21 protein-coding genes are annotated in these 19,987 nt (G+C 45.1%); 17 read left to right on the top strand and 4 right to left on the bottom strand.

Features of this window, described 5'->3' with window-relative positions:
- The first annotated feature begins 51 nt into the window (after nt 1–51).
- From G5A70_RS06160 to G5A70_RS06125, 8 genes are all read left to right on the top strand, one after another.
- The gene (locus G5A70_RS06160) at nt 52–1,449 is read left to right on the top strand and encodes an aldehyde dehydrogenase (protein WP_226853647.1); all 1,398 of its coding nucleotides are present in this window, start codon (nt 52–54) and stop codon (nt 1,447–1,449) included.
- 21 nt (nt 1,450–1,470) lie between these two features.
- The gene (locus G5A70_RS06155; protein WP_173748801.1) at nt 1,471–2,109 is read left to right on the top strand and encodes a class I SAM-dependent methyltransferase; all 639 of its coding nucleotides are present in this window, start codon (nt 1,471–1,473) and stop codon (nt 2,107–2,109) included.
- A 131-nt stretch (nt 2,110–2,240) separates the two neighbouring features.
- The gene (gene htpG, locus G5A70_RS06150) at nt 2,241–4,289 is read left to right on the top strand and encodes a molecular chaperone HtpG (protein ID WP_173748800.1); all 2,049 of its coding nucleotides are present in this window, start codon (nt 2,241–2,243) and stop codon (nt 4,287–4,289) included.
- Between the two features lie 258 nt (nt 4,290–4,547).
- Nucleotides 4,548–4,859 carry a hypothetical protein gene (locus tag G5A70_RS06145; protein ID WP_173748799.1) on the top strand — a complete coding sequence of 104 codons (312 nt, stop codon included), beginning with the start codon at nt 4,548–4,550 and terminating at the stop codon, nt 4,857–4,859.
- Nucleotides 4,831–5,556 (top strand): hypothetical protein, encoded by a 726-nt coding sequence (locus G5A70_RS06140; RefSeq protein WP_173748798.1) that lies wholly within the window; start codon nt 4,831–4,833, stop codon nt 5,554–5,556. The genes G5A70_RS06145 and G5A70_RS06140 overlap by 29 nt, the downstream gene beginning before the upstream one ends.
- Before the next feature lie 44 nt (nt 5,557–5,600).
- Nucleotides 5,601–6,464 carry a cache domain-containing protein gene (locus tag G5A70_RS06135; RefSeq protein ID WP_173748797.1) on the top strand — a complete coding sequence of 288 codons (864 nt, stop codon included), beginning with the start codon at nt 5,601–5,603 and terminating at the stop codon, nt 6,462–6,464.
- A gap of 78 nt (nt 6,465–6,542) precedes the next feature.
- The gene (locus G5A70_RS06130; protein ID WP_173748796.1) at nt 6,543–7,073 is read left to right on the top strand and encodes a GGDEF domain-containing protein; all 531 of its coding nucleotides are present in this window, start codon (nt 6,543–6,545) and stop codon (nt 7,071–7,073) included.
- Nucleotides 7,039–7,662, top strand: coding sequence for an EAL domain-containing protein (locus G5A70_RS06125; protein ID WP_173748795.1), 624 nt, complete (start codon nt 7,039–7,041; stop codon nt 7,660–7,662). Before G5A70_RS06130 ends, G5A70_RS06125 begins: the two co-directional genes overlap by 35 nt.
- A gap of 18 nt (nt 7,663–7,680) precedes the next feature.
- On the opposite strand, the gene nudC is transcribed toward G5A70_RS06125, so the two are convergent.
- A complete protein-coding gene (gene nudC / locus G5A70_RS06120) occupies nt 7,681–8,517 on the bottom strand; it encodes an NAD(+) diphosphatase (protein ID WP_173748794.1) in 837 nt (278 codons plus the stop codon).
- A 41-nt stretch (nt 8,518–8,558) separates the two neighbouring features.
- Nucleotides 8,559–9,062, bottom strand: coding sequence for a DUF5721 family protein (locus G5A70_RS06115; protein ID WP_173748793.1), 504 nt, complete (start codon nt 9,060–9,062; stop codon nt 8,559–8,561).
- A gap of 171 nt (nt 9,063–9,233) precedes the next feature.
- On the opposite strand from G5A70_RS06115, the gene G5A70_RS06110 reads away from it, so the two are divergent.
- From G5A70_RS06110 to G5A70_RS06070, 9 genes are all read left to right on the top strand, one after another.
- A complete protein-coding gene (locus G5A70_RS06110) occupies nt 9,234–10,073 on the top strand; it encodes a DegV family protein (RefSeq protein WP_173748792.1) in 840 nt (279 codons plus the stop codon).
- A gap of 498 nt (nt 10,074–10,571) precedes the next feature.
- Nucleotides 10,572–11,318 carry an adenosylmethionine decarboxylase gene (gene speD, locus G5A70_RS06105; RefSeq protein WP_180211107.1) on the top strand — a complete coding sequence of 249 codons (747 nt, stop codon included), beginning with the start codon at nt 10,572–10,574 and terminating at the stop codon, nt 11,316–11,318.
- A 16-nt stretch (nt 11,319–11,334) separates the two neighbouring features.
- Nucleotides 11,335–12,789 carry an aminotransferase class I/II-fold pyridoxal phosphate-dependent enzyme gene (locus tag G5A70_RS06100; RefSeq protein WP_173748790.1) on the top strand — a complete coding sequence of 485 codons (1,455 nt, stop codon included), beginning with the start codon at nt 11,335–11,337 and terminating at the stop codon, nt 12,787–12,789.
- Nucleotide 12,790: 1 nt separating this feature from the next.
- Nucleotides 12,791–13,651: a polyamine aminopropyltransferase gene (speE, locus tag G5A70_RS06095; RefSeq protein ID WP_173748789.1), complete on the top strand. Its 861-nt coding sequence runs from the start codon at nt 12,791–12,793 to the stop codon at nt 13,649–13,651.
- Nucleotides 13,632–14,492, top strand: a complete 861-nt coding sequence (speB, locus tag G5A70_RS06090) for an agmatinase (protein ID WP_173748788.1) — start codon at nt 13,632–13,634, stop codon at nt 14,490–14,492. The genes speE and speB overlap by 20 nt, the downstream gene beginning before the upstream one ends.
- 51 nt (nt 14,493–14,543) lie before the next feature.
- The gene (locus tag G5A70_RS06085; RefSeq protein WP_173748787.1) at nt 14,544–15,746 is read left to right on the top strand and encodes a saccharopine dehydrogenase family protein; all 1,203 of its coding nucleotides are present in this window, start codon (nt 14,544–14,546) and stop codon (nt 15,744–15,746) included.
- On the top strand, nt 15,746–16,882 hold the full coding sequence (nspC, locus tag G5A70_RS06080; RefSeq protein ID WP_173748786.1) for a carboxynorspermidine decarboxylase: 1,137 nt from the start codon (nt 15,746–15,748) through the stop codon (nt 16,880–16,882). Before G5A70_RS06085 ends, nspC begins: the two co-directional genes overlap by 1 nt.
- A 162-nt stretch (nt 16,883–17,044) precedes the next feature.
- Nucleotides 17,045–17,413, top strand: coding sequence for a multidrug transporter (locus tag G5A70_RS06075; protein WP_173748785.1), 369 nt, complete (start codon nt 17,045–17,047; stop codon nt 17,411–17,413).
- Nucleotides 17,414–17,417: 4 nt separating this feature from the next.
- Entirely contained in the window at nt 17,418–17,861 is a 444-nt protein-coding gene (locus tag G5A70_RS06070) for a GNAT family N-acetyltransferase (protein WP_173748784.1), read from the top strand.
- On the opposite strand, the gene G5A70_RS06065 is transcribed toward G5A70_RS06070, so the two are convergent.
- Both G5A70_RS06065 and G5A70_RS06060 read right to left on the bottom strand, forming a co-directional pair.
- The gene (locus G5A70_RS06065; RefSeq protein WP_173748783.1) at nt 17,854–19,158 is read right to left on the bottom strand and encodes a sensor histidine kinase; all 1,305 of its coding nucleotides are present in this window, start codon (nt 19,156–19,158) and stop codon (nt 17,854–17,856) included. The genes G5A70_RS06070 and G5A70_RS06065 overlap by 8 nt on opposite strands.
- Nucleotides 19,158–19,844 (bottom strand): response regulator transcription factor, encoded by a 687-nt coding sequence (locus G5A70_RS06060; RefSeq protein WP_173748782.1) that lies wholly within the window; start codon nt 19,842–19,844, stop codon nt 19,158–19,160. Before G5A70_RS06060 ends, G5A70_RS06065 begins: the two co-directional genes overlap by 1 nt.
- Nucleotides 19,845–19,987 lie beyond the last annotated feature (143 nt).

Genomic DNA, 19,987 nt, shown 5'->3' with positions numbered 1-19,987 from the left:
GTTTTTTCCCTTGTATTTGTGGTAAAATAAAGAAAGATATCCGGCAGAAGAATAAGAGAACAGGAGTGTGATAGCAAGATGGAAATCAGCAGTCTGGTAGAAAAACAGAGAGCCTTTTTTCAAAAAGGCATTACAAAAACCCCGCAATTTCGTCAGAAAGCACTGGAAAGGCTGGAAAAAGGAATCAGACGGTATGAGAAGGAAATTCATCAGGCTCTCCGAAAAGACCTGGGGAAATCAGAGTTTGAGGCCTATATGACCGAAGTGGGACTGACGCTTTCCGAACTGACTTATGTGAAAAAACACCTTTCCGCCTGGATGCGGCCAAATGGGGTGCCGACTCCTCTGGCCCAGTTTCCGGCAAAAAGTTTTGAAATGACAGAACCATACGGGGTGGTACTGATTATGTCTCCCTGGAATTATCCGTTTATGCTGTGTATGGAACCGCTGATTGGCGCCATTGCCGCAGGAAACTGCTGTATTGTGAAGCCGTCTGCCTATGCGCCCCATGTATCGGCAGTGCTGAAAAAAATGCTTTCGGCAGTGTTTCCACCGGAGTTTGCAGCCGTGGTAGAGGGGGGAAGGGAAGAGAACAGCCGCCTTTTAGAGCAGCGTTTTGACTATATTTTCTTCACAGGCGGAAAAGCGGTGGGACAGCTGGTACTGGAAAAAGCAGCTGTCCATCTGACGCCGGTGACCTTGGAACTGGGTGGAAAAAGTCCCTGTATCGTAGACGAAACGGCGGATTTGAAACTGGCGGCCAGGCGTCTGGTATTCGGGAAATATTTGAACAGCGGTCAGACTTGTGTGGCTCCCGATTATCTTCTGGTGCAGAAAAGTGTGAAAGAGCCTTTCCTGAACTATGTAAAAATGTGGATTCATAAAATGCTGGGAAAAAATCCACTGGAGAATCCCAATTATCCCAAAATGATAAACGAAAAGCATTACCACAGAATGTTGGAACTTATCAAAGGCGAGGCAATTCTGGAAGGGGGATTTGGCGAGGAAGCGCGTCTGCGGATTGCCCCTACTGTACTGGATTATGTTTCTCCGGATTCCCCGGTTATGCAGGAAGAAATTTTCGGTCCGGTGCTTCCGGTGCTGACTTATGACACCATAGAAGAAGCAGAAACCTTTATCCGTGACAGAGAAAAGCCCTTGGCTCTTTACCTTTTTACGAAAAATCCGGACACAGAGCAGAGGATTTTGAGGAATCTTTCCTTTGGCGGCGGTTGTGTGAATGACACCATTATTCATCTGGCTACTTCCCGCATGGGCTTTGGAGGAGTAGGAGCCAGCGGTATGGGAAGTTACCACGGAAAGAAGAGCTTTGACACTTTCAGCCATACCAAGAGTATGGTAAAGAAAGCCGGCTGGCTGGATTTGCCCATTCGCTATCAGCCTTATACCAAAGGGAAAAAGCAGCTTTTGCGTATGTTTTTAAGATGACCGGAAAGGAGCGTGGAGAATATGAAAGAAAAACAAGGATCCGGATTCTGGGACAAGCGCTCCCGGATGTTTGACAGCCAGGTTCTGGAGGTTTATAAAAATGCCTACAAAAAGACAGTAAAGCGGTCTGCAGCATTTCTGAATCAGGAAAATACTGTATTGGAAATCGGCTGCGGCACCGGAATTGTGACCATGCAGCTGGCAGATTGCGTGAAGGAAATTACCGCAATAGATAGTTCAAGGGAAATGCTTTTGCGTGCAGAGCAAAAAGCCAGAGAACTGGGAAAACAGAATATTTCCTTTCACTGCGGAACCCTTAAGGATAGGAAGTTTCCGGCGAAATCCTTTGACGTGGTGACCGCCTATAATGTGCTGCTTTATATGGAAAATCAGGAGGAAGTGCTGGAGCAAATTTATGAAGTCTTAAAGCCGGGCGGCCTTTTTATTTCGGCTACGGACTGCCTTGGCAGAAGTCTGTCAAAAGAAGCCATAAAGAAGTTCTGGAAAAGCAAACTGCATCTTATGCCGTATGTGGCCTTTGATACCCCTATTGGGCTTATGCGGAGAATACAAAAGCACGGTTTTTTAGTGCTGGAGATTGTGAATCTGCATAAAAGTCCGCCCAATATTTTTATCGTAGGGCAGAAAGTGGAAAAATGAAAATCTAAACAAAATATAAAATTTATAAATTATTAGCACTCACTGAAAATGAGTGCTAATTTTCTCTTGACTTTTATTCCCCTGCGTATTAATATGTTTTTTAGAAATGAAGAAAAAGGAGATGCATTATCATGGCTAATAAGCGTGGTACTTTATCAATTAATAGTGACAATATTTTTCCGATTATTAAGAAATGGCTCTACTCAGACCATGACATTTTTTTCCGTGAACTGATTTCCAACGGCTGCGACGCTATCACAAAGCTGAAAAAGCTGGAAGTCATGGGCGAGTATACTTTCCCGGAAAATCATAAAAACAAAATCCAGGTTATCGTAAATCCGGAAGAGAAAACCCTGAAATTTATTGATACCGGTCTTGGTATGACAGCGGAAGAAGTAGAAGAGTATATCACCCAGATTGCCTTTTCAGGTGCAACCCAGTTCCTGGAGAAATACAAAGACAAGACAAACGAAGACCAGATTATCGGACACTTTGGTTTGGGATTCTATTCTGCATTTATGGTGGCAGATGAAGTGCAGATTGATACGCTTTCTTATAAGGAAGGCGCTGTGCCGGTACACTGGTCCTGCGACGGCGGCACCGAATACGAAATCGGTGAGGGAAATAAGACAGAAGTGGGTACTGAAATTACCCTGTTTTTAAATGAAGACAGCCTGGAGTTTGCCAACGAATACCGTGCAAGAGAAGTCATTGAGAAATACTGTTCCTTCATGCCGACGGAAATATTCCTGTCCAAGGCGAATGCGCCGCAGGAATATGAAACGGTAGAAGAATCCGAAGTCAGAGAAGACGATGTAGTTGTAGAGCACATTCACGAAGAGGCCAAAACCGAAGAAAAAGAGAACGAAAACGGCGAAAAAGAAGTGGTAGAAGTTTCCCCTGCAAAGGAAATGGTAAAAATCCACAAGCGTCCGGTTTCTTTAAGCGATACCAACCCGTTATGGATGAAGCACCCAAATGAATGTACAGACGAGGACTATAAGGCTTTTTACCGCAAAGTCTTTATGGATTACAAAGAGCCGCTGTTCTGGATTCATCTGAATATGGATTATCCGTTTAACTTGAAAGGTATTTTGTACTTCCCGAAAATCAACATGGAATATGAATCCATTGAGGGAACCATTAAATTATACAACAACCAGGTATTTATTGCAGACAACATTAAGGAAGTGATTCCGGAGTTTTTGATGCTTTTAAAGGGTGTGATTGACTGTCCGGACTTACCGCTGAACGTATCCAGAAGCGCCCTTCAGAACGATGGATTCGTGAAGAAAATTTCTGACTATATCAGCAAAAAGGTAGCAGACAAGCTGACCGGTATGTGCAAGACAGACAGAGAAAACTATGAAAAATACTGGGATGACATCAATCCGTTTATCAAATTCGGCTGCTTAAAAGATACGAAGTTCTCTGAAAGAATGATGGACTACATTCTGTATAAGAACATTGACGGAAAATATCTGACTTTGGAAGACTGTATCAAAGAGAATGCAAAAGAAACACCGGAAGATACAAAGGAAGAAGTTCTGGAGGAAACCAAAGACGAGGCACAGAAAGAGCCGGAGAAGACCAATATCTACTATGTCACAGATGAAGTACAGCAGAGCCAGTACATCAATCTGTTTAAAGAACAGGGACAGGATGCTGTGATTCTGAAGCACAACATTGACTCTGCATTTATCTCTCATGTAGAGCAGGCAAAGGAAACAGTCAGATTCCTTCGCATTGATGCAGATTTGACAGAAGCAGTGAAAGAGGAAGGAAAGAATCTGGAAGACGAGACAAAAGAGTTGTCAGAAGTTTTCAAAAAAGCTTTGAAAAAAGAGAATCTGACCGTGAAAGTGGAAAGCCTGAAAAACGAGAAGGTATCTTCCATGATGACGATTTCAGAAGAAAACCGCCGTATGCAGGAAATGATGAAAATGTACAATATGTATGGTATGGACCCGTCTATGTTCGGCGGACAGGAAACTCTGGTATTAAATGCCAACAATAAACTGGTGCAGTATGTACTGGAGCACAAAGAAGGAGAACAGACACAGATTCTCTGTGAACAGCTCTATGATTTGGCGTTAATCAGCCACAGACAGCTGACACCGGAGGAAATGACAAAATTTGTAGCCCGAAGCAATGAGATTATGCTGTTGCTGGCAAAATAAACCAGGCAGTTACGAGAAAAAATAACAAAAGGAAAGAGCAGAAAAATCCGTATGGGAGTTTCTGCTCTTTCCTTTTTGAAGACAGGTACAGCCTGTTGGATTTAGGAGGATGGTACTGTAAAAATTTGGAGAAACATATAGACAAATAATGCGGAGTGTATTAGAATAATGCTCGAAAATGGGTAAGTATGAGAGAAAATGACGCATAGAGAAAATGTCCCGGAAGGAAACAGAGCCGGCAAGGGAGAAATGAAGAATATGAAAGCATACAAAAAAGAGAAAAAGAAGTATCTGAACAGTATGGGCGGCAGAAGGCTGAAAGTGCGGGTTCACATGCTGCTGCTGGGGACGCTTTCCCTGGGAATTGTTATATATTCTGTAGTTTGTACCATTCAAATGAAATCAAAGGATGCCAAAACCACAAAAGAATATGTAAGGAATTATGTGGAGCAGCGGGCTGATATGATAGACATGGAAATCAGCAGCAATACAGCCATGATGACGGGACTGGCCGAGACTCTGACAGAAGAAAAACCCCGGGATGGATATAGAAAGTTACCTGGAGACTAAGAGGAAGCTGTATGGTTTTGATTTTATTGCGCTATATGATGATAAAACAGGAGAGGTACAGCTTGCTGGAAAAGGTTTTGAGGATGTAAACAGGGAAGAACTGACAGAAAACGATGTGTTTGGGCAGGAATTAAGAGAAGGACATTGTGCGTCCTGTATGGAAGAGGAACGAATGGTCTATGCCGTAAAGACAGGCAGCGCCAGTGAAGAAAAAACTTTGTGGGCAGCAGCTTCGTCAGAAGAAATAACAAGTATTATGATGTCTAAAACGTTCCAGGAAAAAAGCAGTACTTATGTGGTAGATAAAACGGAGCAGGTACTTCTGTCTTCCGGGGAAGAAGAGAGCATGGCGTTTTGGAATCTTGTCGTAGGACAGAAGGAAGATAAAGAGATTCTGGAAAATGCAGAACGTATGAAAGAAAATATCAGCAACCACAAGGGCGGCGTTTTCCGTATCCTTCTGCCCGGCTATAAGAGGTATTACCTGGCTTACGAGCCTCTGGAAAGAAGAGGATGGACAGCTGTAACCATTGTTTCTGCGGATTTGTTTTCCGGTTTTTCTGATTCTTACGTAGTGAAAATGATGGGAAATCTGGTTGTGGTTATGCTGGTGTTCGGCCCTTATTTTTCCTGCTGTTTAAAAGCTACAGCGAGGGGGAAAAGAAACTGGAACACCTGGCTTTTTCCGATGAGGTGACCGGAGGAATCAATATTGGATTGCATAAGAGAGGGGATATAAAAATGGATGAAAGAGGAATGCAGAAGCGTCTGAGAAAGATAACACTTTTCTTTACTCTGGTGAGTCTTGTGCTCTTAATGGGAAGCGGAGGCATTTCCATCCTGCTGAATCATACGTTTCAGAATGAAATCGAAGATCAGATTGTGACAGAGACAAACAGGCATAGAACCAATATCAACAGAAAAATTGACACAGACCTGCAAACTCTTTATACCCTGTCAAGTTTTATGGAGTTCAGCGGAACCATAGACAGCAGCCAGTTTGCAAAGGGATTGTATGAATCCAACAATGAGAACAGCTTCCTGCAGATGGGATACTTTGAAAAGGGCGGAACAGGAATCCGCGTAACCGTCAATGGCGCCATGGAAGAAAATATGAAGGCAGAAGAGACGGATTCCACTTTCTATGAGAGCATTCAGAAAGCCTGGGACGGGAAAAGCGTGGTTTCCGATGTCTATCATGACAGCGCAGCAGATGAAGATTTCATTGCGTATGCAGTTCCTGTACAGAAAAATGGAACGGTGGTAGGCGCCTTGACGGCCTGTGAAAGCACGTCGGTGTTTTTTGATGTATTAAGTATTAAAAGTGGTTTCAGTGAACAGACAAAGGTTCGGGTTATGGGGACAGACGGAAAATTTTTTCTGCCTGCCCAGTCCGGAGATCAGGCAGACTCTGTTTCTGATATTCTTCTCTCTGAAAAAGAGCGGACAGCATTTCAGAACATGTTGGAACAGGGAAAAAGTAAATTTATGGAGGTCAATGAGAATGGGCAGACTTGCCGGATGTTTGCAGAGCCGGTAGGGGTTCATGACTGGTATCTGGTGCTGACTGCCACAGAACGGGGAATCAGCGAGCCACTGTACTAGAACCTTCTGATTACGAGGATTATTTTCTTCCTGCTTCTGGCTCTTTCCGGTATGTGTATCCTGTATGGCGCCCGTCTGATGAAGCGAAACAGCAGAGCACTTCTGCGGTTTGCCTATTATGACCAGCTGACAGGCAGTTATAATATGGTGAAGTTCTCCCACATGCTGGAAGAAACCATTGCCAGTACCCGGGATTTCAGTCTGGTGGCCATGAACATCCGCAAGTTTAAGTTTATCAATGAGACTTTTGGAGATGAAGTGGCTAACCAGCTGCTGTGCTATGTGAAAAAGGTGCTGGATGAGGCAGTTTTTGAGGGAGAGTTCTTCTGCCGGGAAACTGCGGATAAGTTTTACATACTCATGAGAACTTCAGATGAAAACCTTGTGCAGAGGCGTCTGGAGGAGATTACAGAGCACATTCGTGATTTCTTTCTGCACTACAACCGGCAGTACCGCATGATGATTTATGCAGGGGTGGTGACCGGGGCAGAGATAAACGGCAGTTTTGTGAAGCGGGAAGAACTTATGAGTCATGTCATGTTTGCATTGGACAGAGCGAAGAAGCGGCAGCAGGATGATTTTTCCGGATCAGTTTATTCCGCTGTTTGAGCAGAATGGTTTCTGTACAGAACTGGATTTGTATATGGTAGAGCTGGCATGCCGTCAGATTCGCCAGTGGATGGATGAAGGAAAGGAAGCCATTCCCATTTCGGTCAATCAGTCCAAACTGTTGTTTTACAAGGACGGATATGTGGAAAATCTGTGTGAAATCATGGAACGGTACCATGTGCCGGCTAAGATGATTACCCTGGAAATTCTGGAGGGCCTGGCTCTTGGGGATGCAGAAGGATTAAACAGCAGAATCCGGGAACTGAAAGAAAAGGGCTTCCAGATTTCCATGGATGATTTCGGCAGCGGCTACTCTTCTCTGAACATTCTGTGCAGTCTGGAAATTGATGAATTGAAGCTGGACAGAGCGTTTCTGATGGAAATGCCGGGTCATAAAAAATGGCAGCAGCAGATTGTGATGGAACAGATTGCACAGCTGGCAAAGAAAATGAACATGACGACTGTGGCAGAAGGCGTGGAAACCTGGGAAGACGAAGCCTTTATTCTGAAAGCAGGCTGTGATTACGGACAGGGGTATTATTACAGCAAACCTCTTTGTGCCGCTGAATTTACGGAAAAATATATGTAGAAAAAAGGCTCCTTTGGTTTAAAGGAGTCCTTTTTTAAACTGTATCATCATTTCACGGGTAAGACTGACATCATAGTCGTCATAGGGGATTTCTTCCCGTTCAAACCACTGTGCCACAGCCAGTTCGTTTTCGTCTAAGGTGATGGTATCTTCTCCATCCAAATCGCAGACAAATCCGGCCAGAAGGCTGCCGGAAAGTCCCCAGGGCTGACTCTTGTAGTAGCGGATATTCTTCACTTTTAAACCAACCTCTTCCATGACCTCTCTTTTTACGGTTTCCTCCAGGGTTTCTCCGATTTCTGTAAATCCCGCAATAAGGGCATAGCGTTTGGCGTTTCTTCCCGCATATTTTGACATGAGAATTTTGTTCCCGTTGGTAACCGCCACAATGACGGCTGGAGAAATTTTAGGGTATTCTGTGGATTGGCACTGAGGACAGTACATCATGCGCTCTTTTTCGTCATGGATGAGTTTGTGTCCGCAGGTTCCGCAGAACCGGCGTCCTTTATACCAGTTGTAGAGATGAAAGCCGGTGACAAGTCCGAAACACTGCTCCTTAGGCTGCATACTGCGGAAAATGGAAATGTCCTGATATGTAAAGTCTGCAAATTCTTCTGCCTCATAATCGAAAAGCAGGAAATATCTTTGTTCGTCAATGGAAAAAAGATAAATACAGGCACTGGGAGAAAGGTTCTGGCTGCCAGAGAGCGTTTCCCAGGTGGGGAAGGTGAGAAGCCCGTCTCTTATGGCGCCAAGGATTTCCCGGCTGCGGAAGGAGAGAATGAAATCTCCGTTCTCAGGCTGTGCGTGGGTGTATTCGTTGTGATAGCAATGAAAATCAAGGTCCTGAATCATGTTGATTACCTCCGAATGTAAAATAAAGTAAGACAAATCAGTTACAGTTTTTCGCAGGGGATTTGCTGCTGTCTGAAAAATTTCTGAATCAAATCGTCCCAGACGTGGTCAAGGGATTTATCCAGGGTAAAGGTCTTTAGGGAAGTACCAGTGGTACAGGTCAGTGTCTTTCCGTCATACTGGAAATTGACAAATAACCCGAAAACATCATCAGAGGAAAAGTTCAGATGATTTCCCAAAAGAAGTTTTTCCGTATTTTTTTCGGAAAGACGGAATACAATCTTAAAGTGAAGAGGTGTTTTCTTTCCTTTCATCATGGAAAAGCAAAAGGGTTTAATATCCCGCCAGAGCGAATAAGTCTGCTTTTGCGTCTGGAGGAGTTGGGCCTCCTGTGTATCGTAAAAGTCTGTATGCAGAGTACCGTCAATGGTAAAGGTTGCAAAGGTGGTGACAGAGGCCTCGCACAGCCAGAAGCTGTCAAAGGTACTGCCGATAAGAAGCTTGGACATGAAATCCTTTAAGTCCACAATCTGCAGAGCAATCATAGTAAGAATCCCTCGTTTCTCTAAAAATTACTGCATGAAACACAGATAAGAACAGTATAAACGAAAATCAGAAAAAATCCTAGAGTTTTCCGGGAAAAAACCTTTTCAAATAGCAGGCTTTGTGTTATTATAAGACATGGTATTAAAAACTACATAAAGAGGTTGTTGAAAATGAGTTATAAAATAGTGATAGACAGCTGCGGCGAACTGCCCGAAAGCTGGAAAACAGATGAAAATATAGAAAGTATCCCCCTGACGCTTACGGTAGAAGGAGAGGATATTATAGATGATGAAACCTTTGACCAAAGCGCTTTTTTGAAAAAGACTGCACAGAGTCCGGAGTGTCCGAAATCTTCCTGCCCTTCTCCGGAGCGGTATATGCAGGCTTATGACTGCAGCGCAGAGCGTGTATATGCAGTCACCCTGTCTTCTAATCTGAGCGGTTCTTACAACAGCGCCGTGCTGGGAAAAAATCTTCTTCTGGAGAACCGGCCAGAGCAGAAAATATATGTCTTTGATTCCCGTTCTGCTTCGGTAGGGGAAACGCTTGTTGCCATGAAGATTCGGGAGTGCGAGGAGCAGGGCATGGCGTTTGAGCAGGTCATTGAGACGGTGGAGGCGTACATTGATTCCCAGAACACATACTTTGTCCTGGAGAATCTGGAGACTCTGCGCAAAAACGGAAGACTCAGCAATCTGAAAGCCTTTGTGGCATCTGCGCTGAAAATCAAGCCGGTGATGGGGTCCACCCCGGAAGGTACCATTGTGCAGCTGAACCAGGCCAGGGGCATTAATAAGGCCATGATGAAAATGGTGGATTATGTTGCCCAGAGGGCAAAGGACAGCGAGGAAAAGGTGCTGGCTATCAGCCACTGCAACTGTCCGGCCAGAGCGGAAATTGTAAAAGAGGCGATTTTGCAGAGAGTTTCCGTAAAAGATGTGGTGATTCTGGATACGGCAGGTGTCAGCACCATGTATGCCAATGACGGAGGCGTGATTGTAGTCTTATAGTTTTGTTTTGCAATTTGTCTCACAAAGGAATTGACAGGAAGAAAAAAATCAGATATAGTAGAAACGCTATGGGATACAAAGTTCGACAGATTCCATGCAAATATTTATGTGACCATCCCGGAAGGGATTAAGGCCATACGGACAGCCGGGTCAACTGCCGATTGGCAACGGAAGTTGCCTTATTGATTGAGTTAAAAGCTCAAATTTTATAAGTTGGTAACTTTACAACCAGTGCGTACAGATGCACATCAACTTGTGAAACGGTCAATAAGAGTAGTAAAAGTAAGATATTTGCTATATAGACTCTGAACTTGAGTAATTCCATAATCAAACCTTTATTTTCTGCCTTGTGCAGAATTTAAAAACATGGATAAGAAATGGTCAGCCGCAGGTGATGTGTAGAAATATACGTCATTTGCGGCTTTTTACGTTTGCTTTAAGCCTGCGGAAAAGCCATATTTCAGGAAGAAAAAGGAGTTATCCGTTGTGGGCGAGAAAATGAAATTGTATGGATTTAATAATTTGACGAAAGCCCTGAGCTTTAATATTTATGATGTCTGTTATGCAAAGACGGCCAGAGAGCAGAAAGACTATATTGCCTATATTGACGAGCAGTACAATTCCGAAAGACTGACGGGGATTTTAACCAATCTGACGGACATGATAGGAGCCCAGGTACTGCATGTTTCCCAGCAGGATTATGAACCCCAGGGGGCGTCCGTGACTTTGCTGATTGCAGAAGGGTCTATGATTCCCGCAGGCAGCACTCAGGTGGCTCATCTGGACAAAAGCCATGTGACAGTGCATACTTACCCGGAATACCATCCGGAAACCTGTCTGGCCACTTTTCGGGTGGACATTGATGTGGCAACCTGCGGAGAAATTACACCGCTGTCTACACTGGATTACCTCATAGGCTCTTTTGATTCGGATATTATTACCATGGATTACCGGGTACGGGGCTTTACCCGCAGTGTAAACGGCAGGAAGCTGTTTATGGATCATAAGATTACATCCATTCAGGATTATATTGCAGCAGAAACCCTGCAGCGGTATGATGCGGTAGACATCAATGTGTATGAGGCAAACCTTTTTCACACGAAAATGATGTTAAAGGAAATTGATTTGCAGAATTATCTTTTTAATACAGATATTTACGAACTGCCGCCCAAGAAACGGCTGGATATTATGAACAGCCTGCGGCGGGAAATGATAGAGGTCTTCAGCGGAAGAAATATTTACTGACAGGGGAGATGGGAAAATGGGAAAATTATCTCAGGAGAATGCCCCTATTTATGAGGCGTTGGAAAATTTAAGAAAGATGCGGGTGGTGCCTTTTGATGTGCCGGGACACAAAAGAGGCCGGGGAAATCCGGAACTGACACAGCTTTTGGGAGAGCAGTGCATGAACATGGATGTAAATTCCATGAAGCCTCTGGACAATCTCTGCCATCCCGTATCCGTGATTAAGGAGGCGGAGGAACTGGCGGCAGAGGCCTTTCATGCAGCCCATGCTTTTCTTATGGTGGGAGGCACGACCTCCTCGGTGCAGAGTATGATTCTCTCGGTAGCCAAAAGAGGGGAAAAAATCATCCTGCCCAGAAACGTACATAGAAGTGTGATTGGGGCCATGGTGCTGTGCGGGGCAGTTCCGGTTTATGTGAATCCCCAGTGCAGCCAGAGGCTTGGGATTCCTCTTGGTATGTCTGTGGAAGATGTGAGACGGGCTATAGAGGAAAATCCGGATGCAAAGGCCGTGCTGGTGAACAATCCCACCTACTATGGGGTCTGTTCGGATATCCGCTCTATTGTGAAACTGGCACATGAGCATGGCATGTACTGTCTGGCTGACGAGGCCCATGGAACGCACTTTTATTTTTCGGATAAGCTGCCGGTATCGGCGATGGAGGCTGGAGCGGATATGGCAGCGGTATCCATGCACAAGTCCGGGGGAAGTCTGACCCAGAGTTCCCTTTTGCTGACAGGACCGGGAATTTCGCCGGGACATGTCCGCCAGATTATCAATCTGACCCAGACTACCAGCGGTTCGTATCTTCTCATGTCCAGTCTGGATATTTCCAGAAGAAATCTGGCTCTGCGGGGAAGAGAAACCTTTGAAAAAGTCATGGAACTGGCCGAATACGCCAGAAGCGAAATCAATGAGATTCCAGGCTTTTATGCCTTTTCCAAAGAACTGATAAACGGTGACAGTGTTTTCGATTTTGATGTGACCAAGCTTTCCGTACATACGCTGGAAGTAGGGCTGGCAGGCATTGAAGTCTATGATCTGCTCCGGGATGAGTATGACATTCAGATAGAATTCGGAGATTTCGGCAATGTGCTGGCATACCTTTCCATTGGAGACAGAAAGCGGGACGTTGAGCGTCTGGTTTCTGCTCTTTCAGAGATTTCCCGCAGATTCGGGAAGGAAAAGGTGGATTTGCTGGAACAGGAGTATATACCGCCTCTGGTAGCGGTATCTCCCCAGGATGCGTTTTATGCGCCCAAAGAGGCACTGCCTCTGGAGCACTGTGTGGGACGGATATGCAGTGAATTTGTCATGTGCTATCCGCCGGGGATTCCTCTTCTTGCACCGGGAGAACAGGTGACACAGGCCATTGTGGAACATATTGTATATGCAAAAGAAAAGGGCTGTACCCTTACCGGGCCGGAGGATGAGGAAATTCGCCAGCTCAACGTACTGAAAGGAGTGTAGTATGGAATTTTGGTTTTCGGAAAAACAGACAAAGGATGTGAAATTTTCCATTCGTGTAGACCGGCAACTTTACAGCGGTCAGAGTGAATTTCAGAGGATTGATATTTTTGAATCGCCGGAATTCGGAAGATTTCTCACTTTGGACGGCTACATGATGCTGACGGAGAAGGACGAGTTTATTTATCACGAAATGATTACCCATATCCCCATGGCAGTACATCCTAAAGCGGAAAAGGTATTGGTTATCGGCGCGGGAGACGGAGGTGTCATCCGGGAACTGGTTCGTTATCCGGAAATAAAGCAGATTGATTTGGTGGAGATTGATGATATGGTGGTGGAGGTCTGCCGCAAATACCTGCCTAAAACCGCCTGCTGTCTGGATGATGAGCGGGTAAACATCCGCTATGAGGACGGCCTGAAATACATCCGCAGATGTGAAAATAAGTATGACTTGATTATTGTGGATTCCACAGACCCCTTTGGCCCGGGGGAGGGGCTTTTTACCAGAGAATTCTACGGAAACTGCTATAAAGCGCTGAAGGAAGACGGCATTATGGTGAATCAGCATGAAAGTCCTTTCTATGAGGAGGATGCCAGAGCCTGCCAGAGAGCACACCGGAATATTACGGAAACCTTTCCGGTCAGCCGGGTGTACCAGGCCCATATTCCTACATATCCTTCCGGACACTGGCTTTTTGGGTTTGCTTCCAAGAAGTATCATCCGCTGAAGCATTTGAGGGAAAAAGAATGGAATACCCGGGGGATTCAGACACGTTACTATACGACAACGTTGCATAAAGGGGCATTTTATCTGCCTGCGTATGTGGAGGAACTTTTGAAAAATGTTGAGAAAGAATGTTGAAACTTTTCTGGAATGTGATAAGGATTATGAGGAGGCTGAGGTCATTCTCTTTGGTGCGCCGTTTGATTCTACCACCTCCTTTCGTCCGGGAACCAGGTTTGGCAGCAGCGCCGTCCGTCATGAGTCTTTTGGACTGGAGAGCTACAGCCCTTACCAGGACCGGGACTTAATCGACAGTCCGGTAATGGATGCGGGGGATTTGGAGCTTTGCTTTGGAAATACCAGAGACGTTCTGTCTGCCATCCGGGAGAGAGCCGGGGAAATTTTACGGGATGAAAAACTGCCTTTTATGGTAGGGGGAGAGCACCTGGTGACGCTTGGAGCCTTTGAGGCTGTGCAGGAGAAATACCCGGAGATTTGTATCATTCATTTTGACGCCCATGCAGATTTGCGTGAGGATTATCTGGGAGAAAAGCTGTCTCATGCCTGCGTACTGCGCCGCTGCTGGGACTTGATTGGAGACGGGAAAATTTACCAGTTTGGGATCCGTTCCGGGGACCGGGAAGAATTTTCCTGGGCCAGAGAACACACCTGTATGCAGAAGTTTGATTTTGAAGGGCTGGAAGAGACCCTTGCTGCCCTGGAAGACAGACCGGTTTATTTTACCGTGGATTTGGATGTGATGGACCCGTCCGTCTTTCCGGGAACCGGAACGCCGGAACCGGGAGGGGTGAGCTTTGACAGGCTTCGCCGGGCTGTGACGCTGGTATGTGAAAGAGCCAGGGTAGTGGGCTGTGATGTGAATGAGTTAAGTCCGCACTATGACGCCAGCGGAAGTTCTACGGCAGCAGCAGGAAAGATTATCCGGGAAATGCTGCTGGCTCTTACGAAGAAGGCATAATACCAATTTATTTATAACATACATAAAACCAAAAAACAGGAGGAAACAAATATGGGAAAAGCGTTGATTATCGGATGTGGAGGCGTAGCCTCTGTAGCAATTCACAAATGCTGTCAGAACAGTGAGGTATTTGAGGAAATCTGTATTGCCAGCCGTACAGTATCCAAATGTGACGCGTTAAAGGCAAAGCTGGAAGGTACGACAAAGACAAAAATTACAACTGCCCAGGTAGATGCAGACCAGGTGGAGGAACTGATTGCTTTAATCGAAAAGGAAAAACCGGATGTGGTTCTGAATCTGGCTCTTCCGTATCAGGATTTGACTATCATGGATGCCTGCCTGGCTACCAAAACCCATTACATTGATACTGCAAACTATGAGCCGGAAGATACGGCAAAGTTTGAGTACAGCTGGCAGTGGGCATATAGAGAACGCTTTGAAAAAGCAGGCATTACGGCGCTTTTGGGCAGTGGATTTGACCCGGGAGTAACAGGGGTGTTCAGCGCCTATGCCCTGAAACATGAATTCGACGAAATCAATTATATTGATATTCTGGACTGCAACGGCGGTGACCACGGATATCCGTTTGCCACCAATTTCAATCCGGAAATCAACATCCGGGAGGTTTCTGCAAAGGGCTCTTACTGGGAAGACGGTCACTGGGTAGAGACAGAACCTATGGAAATTAAGAAAGAATACAATTTCAAAGAAGTAGGACAGAAGGATATGTACCTTCTTCATCATGAGGAAATTGAAAGTCTGGCACTGAATATTCCGGGGATTAAGAGAATCCGTTTCTTTATGACCTTTGGACAGAGCTATCTGACACATTTAAAGTGTCTGGAAAATGTGGGAATGACTTCCATTGAACCGATTTTGTTTGAGGGAAAGGAAATCGTACCGCTGCAGTTCTTGAAAGCAGTACTTCCGGACCCGGCCTCTCTGGGACCGCGCACCAAGGGAAAAACCAACATTGGCTGTATTTTCCGCGGTAAAAAAGACGGAAAAGAGAAAACCTACTATCTGTATAATATCTGTGACCACGAAGAGGCTTACAAAGAAACCGGCTCTCAGGCGGTTGCCTATACCACAGGTGTGCCGGCTATGATTGGAGCTATGATGGTCATGACTGGAAAGTGGAATAAACCGGGTGTACACAATATTGAAGAGTTTGATCCGGATCCATTTATGGATGCTTTGAATACCTGGGGGCTTCCATGGCAGGAAGACCATAATCCGGTACTGGTGGATTAATGGCAGGGGGAGAAAAAAATTCCTTTTCCACACCGTATTTTCTGGTGGACGAAAAGAAACTTGTGAAAAATCTGGAGATTTTAAAGCAGGTTTCTGACCGGACGGGCTGTAAAATTCTGCTGGCACAAAAGGCATTTTCTATGTTTTATGCCTATCCGCTGCTGAGAAAATATCTGGCGGGAACTACAGCCAGCGGTCTGTATGAGGCAAAGCTGGGGCATGAAAACTTCGGCGGGGAAACCCATGTGTTTTCCCCTGCATACAGGGAAGAGGAATTTGAAGAATTGCTGCAGTATGCAGATGATGTGGTGTTTAATTCCCCGGGGCAGGTGCGAAAGTATGCAAAAAAGGCAAAACTGGCGGGGAAATCCGTGGGACTGCGGATAAATCCCGAATGTTCTACCCAGGAGGGACATGCTATCTATGACCCGTGCGCCCCTTTTTCCAGGCTGGGAACTACGCTGGAAAATTTTGATGAGTCATTGCTGCCGCTTTTGGACGGGCTGCATTTTCATACTTTGTGTGAGCAGGGAGCAGATGCTTTGGAAATCACCTTAAAAGCTGTGGAAGAGAAGTTTGGAAAGTACCTTTCCCGGATGAAATGGCTGAATCTGGGAGGAGGACATCATATTACAAGAGAGGATTATGATGTGGAGGCTCTTGCAGAGATGGTGAAGCGGCTGAAAGAAACTTACGGAGTAGAGGTTTATCTGGAGCCGGGGGAGGCAGTTGTACTGCAGGCAGGATTTCTGGTATCAGAAGTTCTGGAAGTGGTTCACAATGGCATGGATATTGCTATTTTGGATACTTCCGCTGCCTGTCATATGCCGGACGTGCTGGAAATGCCTTACCGTCCCCCTGTGAAAGACAGCGGGCTGCCGGGAGAAAAAGCCTGCACAGTAAGACTTGCAGGACCAACCTGCCTGGCCGGAGACGTCATAGGAGATTATTCCTTTGACACACCGCTGAAGCCGGGCGACCAGGTGGTATTGGAGGATATGGCGCTTTATACCATGGTGAAAACCAATACTTTTAACGGTATGCCTTTGCCGGATATAGTCTGGGAAGGGATAGATGGGAAAAGAAAACTGGTAAAGAAGTTCGGATATGAGGACTTTAAAAACCGGCTTTCCTAAGTATAGAGAAGACTGCTGCGGGCTTTGTCTCTAAGGGGACATGGGCGCGACAGTCTTTTTTCTTGGGGTAAAGAGATACAAACGCCCTGGTCTTTTTGTTTATCTTATGTTATATTTTTTCTATAAAACAGTTTGCGGATAAACAAAACGGGAGGGATACCCATGAAAGAAAAAATGAAAAAAAGGAAATGTGTTTTAGCAGTGGCAGGTGTGATAGCAGTAGGTTTGTTGATTGGGAATTTTTCTTTTAAAGATGAAAGCAGAAACTTTGTCAATGATTTTGTGCCTCCTCCTTCTTTTTTGGGGACTGTACAGCAGATAAATATAAAAAACAGTCAGATGGTAGTTACTATAGAGAAAAATGCTATTACGCAGGAAAACATGGAACAGAAAAATATGGTTCTCGATTGCGAAAAAGTGGATTATAAGCTGTATAACACAAAGCCGGGAGACCAGGTGAAATTTTCCTGCAAAGAAGAGGTACTGGATGATAAAGTTGTAAAAATTGATAATTTTACAAGAGAGGAGTAAACAGATGATTAGAGCAATGCAGGCGTCTGATTTGGAAGAAGTAATGCAAATCTGGCTCACCGCCAATATGGAGGCTCATGACTTTATAGACAGCAGCTATTGGAAAAGCCATTTTGAAGAAGTGAGGGCGCTGCTGCCTCAGGCGGAAATTATGGTATCAGAAAATACAGATACCGGGGTTCTGGAAGGATTTATAGGCATAATGGAATCCTATATAGCCGGAATTTTTGTGAGACAGGAATATCGTTCAAGAGGGATTGGCAGGCAGTTTTTGGATTTTGCCAAGGCAGCCAAACCAGAACTGAAGCTAAAGGTATATAAAAAGAATGAAGCAGCAGTGAATTTTTATCTGCGGGAAGACTTTCTTGTGCTGCAGCAAGGACAGGATGAGGACACCGGGGAAGAAGAGTTTACTATGGAATGGAAAGGAAGGGATGCCTTTATGTGACATTCCCTTCCTCTGCGGCTGGTAGCATCAGACAGAACGTACACCCGCCTCCTGGGGTGTCTGTCAGCGTCAGCTTTCCTTTTTGCAGTTCTGTAAGTTCTCTGGCAATGGAAAGTCCCAGACCGAAATGCTCTTTTTCTTTCCGGGATTTGTCACTTTGATAAAAGCGGTCAAATATCCGTTCTTTCTCTTCATCGGGGATTCCATTTCCATGGTCTGCAACCAGATAGCAGACATTTCTTTTCTTAATAAAAATTTCCAGGTCAATCATTCCATCAGGTAAGGTATAGGTTATGGCGTTGTCCAGAAGAATGGTGAGAATCTGAATTACCCGGCTTTTGTCGCAGTGAATCCGGGGCAGTTCCATATCCGGCAGCATCAGATTCAGCGTTATGCCGTTGTGGCGGCAGACAGGTTCAAAGGTTTCATATACATCCAGAAGCAGGGTATCGCTGTCATGGTTTCCCAGGGTCAGATGCCACTTTTTAGAATCTGAAGCAGCCAGAATCAGAAGGTCTTTAATCAGATTTCCCATGCGGGTGCACTCTTTTTCAATGTTGATAAGCATGAAATCTGTATTTTCAGGAGAGGTCCGGACAGCAGATGCGCTGGCCTGAATCACCGCAAGGGGAGAGCGCAGCTCATGAGAGGCGGCAGCAATAAATTCCGCCTGTTTTTTCTGGTTTTCTTTCAGAGGCAGCAAGGTTTTTCCAACGGTCCGCCAGCTTGCCAGATACAGCAGAAAGATACCGGAAAGACCTGTGAACAGGAAGAATACGCCCTGCCATAAAAGCTGTCTGGAGAAAGCCGTAATATCCTGTAAGACAAAAAGAGACTTGTAACCAAACGTTGTGGACACCAGGAAACACATGCCAAGATAAGAATCCCCCTGGGTGCCTTTGACGGTAAAGACAGAAGACTGCAGGGGAGAGGACAGAGCCGCTTTTTGTGAAGTAATGCCTTCTTTTACTGCCTTTTTCCGGGCCTTTTTTAAAAGGGTTTCCCGGCTGGTCTCAGGCTGGAAAGCGCCCCGGAAAAACAGAGGGGTGTCATTTTCTTCAATATGAATGAGCAGGCTGTTATCCATTTCCATCTGGGACAGCCAGGAATCTGTGAAAAAGGCTTCTGTTTGAAACCGGTTGGAAATATTGAGAAAAACACTGGAAAACTGTGCTTTATACCGGGCCTCCATAGAACTTTTCATGTAGAAAAAGCAGATAATGAGAATCACTGTGAGAATGGCTCCGGTAGTCAGCGTATATAAAAAAGTAAGTTTTTTTTGAAGGTTTTGAAACATCAGGTGTCCTCCTGTATTCCTTCCAGACGATATCCCACACCATGAATGGTTTTAATCTGCACCCGGCTTTTTAAGGTGCGCAGCCGCCGCCTGAGAAAATAAATATAGTTGTCCAGATTTCCCTCCTCAATTTCCGCGTCAGCCCCCCAGACATAAGAGAGAATCAGTCCCCGGCGCAGATTTTGCTCCTTATTTTTCAGAAAGTATTCCATAAGTCCAGCCTCTTTTTTTGAGAGAGACAGAGATTTTCCATTGGCAGATAATTCCAGATTTTCCGGGTCGAAGCATAAGTCCCTGAAACAAAGCAGGGGAGATTCTTTCAGAATGGCCGGGCGTCTGGTAAGGGCGCGGACACGGGCAAGCAGTTCCTCCGCATCAAAAGGTTTGGTAATATAGTCATCTGCGCCGCAGTCCAGTCCGCTGATTTTATCCCGGAGAGAATCCATGGCAGTTGCCATAATCACAGGAGTAGAAATATTTTTTTTCCGGATTGCACCTAACAGCGTCATTCCGTCCAGTTCCGGCAGCATACGATCCAAAATAATCAAATCATAGGTATTCTGCAAGGCATAGGAGAGCCCATCGGTACCATTGTGGCACACATCCGTTTCATACCCCTGGCTGCCAAGGTGAATCAGCAGTGCCTTACATAGAGAAACGTCGTCTTCGATTAATAAAATTCGCATATAGATAAATCCTTTCGTTTTCTTCTTTTGTATTGTATCATACAAATCTCTAAAAAATCTCCAAAAACATCTGGGATTTTTAAAGATTTTTAGAGATTTCCCTGTTATGATAGATACAGAAACAACGATTAGGGTACAGAGAG

Source organism: Blautia hansenii, from assembly GCF_013304445.1.
Lineage (GTDB): Bacteria > Bacillota > Clostridia > Lachnospirales > Lachnospiraceae > Blautia.
The sequence above is the reverse complement of the archived record's forward strand: the minus strand, read 5'-3'. Positions and strand labels throughout refer to the sequence as shown.

Bases quoted from the DNA above. Each gene is read 5' to 3' on its own strand.
- G5A70_RS06155 (WP_173748801.1), top strand. From the start codon at position 1,471: ATGAAAGAAAAACAAGGATCCGGATTCTGGGACAAGCGCTCCCGGATG.
- htpG (WP_173748800.1), top strand. From the start codon at position 2,241: ATGGCTAATAAGCGTGGTACTTTATCAATTAATAGTGACAATATTTTT.
- G5A70_RS06145 (WP_173748799.1), top strand. From the start codon at position 4,548: ATGAAAGCATACAAAAAAGAGAAAAAGAAGTATCTGAACAGTATGGGC.
- G5A70_RS06140 (WP_173748798.1), top strand. From the start codon at position 4,831: ATGGATATAGAAAGTTACCTGGAGACTAAGAGGAAGCTGTATGGTTTT.
- G5A70_RS06135 (WP_173748797.1), top strand. From the start codon at position 5,601: ATGGATGAAAGAGGAATGCAGAAGCGTCTGAGAAAGATAACACTTTTC.
- G5A70_RS06130 (WP_173748796.1), top strand. From the start codon at position 6,543: ATGAAGCGAAACAGCAGAGCACTTCTGCGGTTTGCCTATTATGACCAG.
- G5A70_RS06125 (WP_173748795.1), top strand. From the start codon at position 7,039: ATGATTTTTCCGGATCAGTTTATTCCGCTGTTTGAGCAGAATGGTTTC.
- nudC (WP_173748794.1), bottom strand. From the start codon at position 8,517: ATGATTCAGGACCTTGATTTTCATTGCTATCACAACGAATACACCCAC.
- G5A70_RS06115 (WP_173748793.1), bottom strand. From the start codon at position 9,062: ATGATTGCTCTGCAGATTGTGGACTTAAAGGATTTCATGTCCAAGCTT.
- G5A70_RS06110 (WP_173748792.1), top strand. From the start codon at position 9,234: ATGAGTTATAAAATAGTGATAGACAGCTGCGGCGAACTGCCCGAAAGC.
- speD (WP_180211107.1), top strand. From the start codon at position 10,572: ATGAAATTGTATGGATTTAATAATTTGACGAAAGCCCTGAGCTTTAAT.
- G5A70_RS06100 (WP_173748790.1), top strand. From the start codon at position 11,335: ATGGGAAAATTATCTCAGGAGAATGCCCCTATTTATGAGGCGTTGGAA.
- speE (WP_173748789.1), top strand. From the start codon at position 12,791: ATGGAATTTTGGTTTTCGGAAAAACAGACAAAGGATGTGAAATTTTCC.
- speB (WP_173748788.1), top strand. From the start codon at position 13,632: ATGTTGAGAAAGAATGTTGAAACTTTTCTGGAATGTGATAAGGATTAT.
- G5A70_RS06085 (WP_173748787.1), top strand. From the start codon at position 14,544: ATGGGAAAAGCGTTGATTATCGGATGTGGAGGCGTAGCCTCTGTAGCA.
- nspC (WP_173748786.1), top strand. From the start codon at position 15,746: ATGGCAGGGGGAGAAAAAAATTCCTTTTCCACACCGTATTTTCTGGTG.
- G5A70_RS06075 (WP_173748785.1), top strand. From the start codon at position 17,045: ATGAAAGAAAAAATGAAAAAAAGGAAATGTGTTTTAGCAGTGGCAGGT.
- G5A70_RS06070 (WP_173748784.1), top strand. From the start codon at position 17,418: ATGATTAGAGCAATGCAGGCGTCTGATTTGGAAGAAGTAATGCAAATC.
- G5A70_RS06065 (WP_173748783.1), bottom strand. From the start codon at position 19,158: ATGTTTCAAAACCTTCAAAAAAAACTTACTTTTTTATATACGCTGACT.
- G5A70_RS06060 (WP_173748782.1), bottom strand. From the start codon at position 19,844: ATGCGAATTTTATTAATCGAAGACGACGTTTCTCTATGTAAGGCACTG.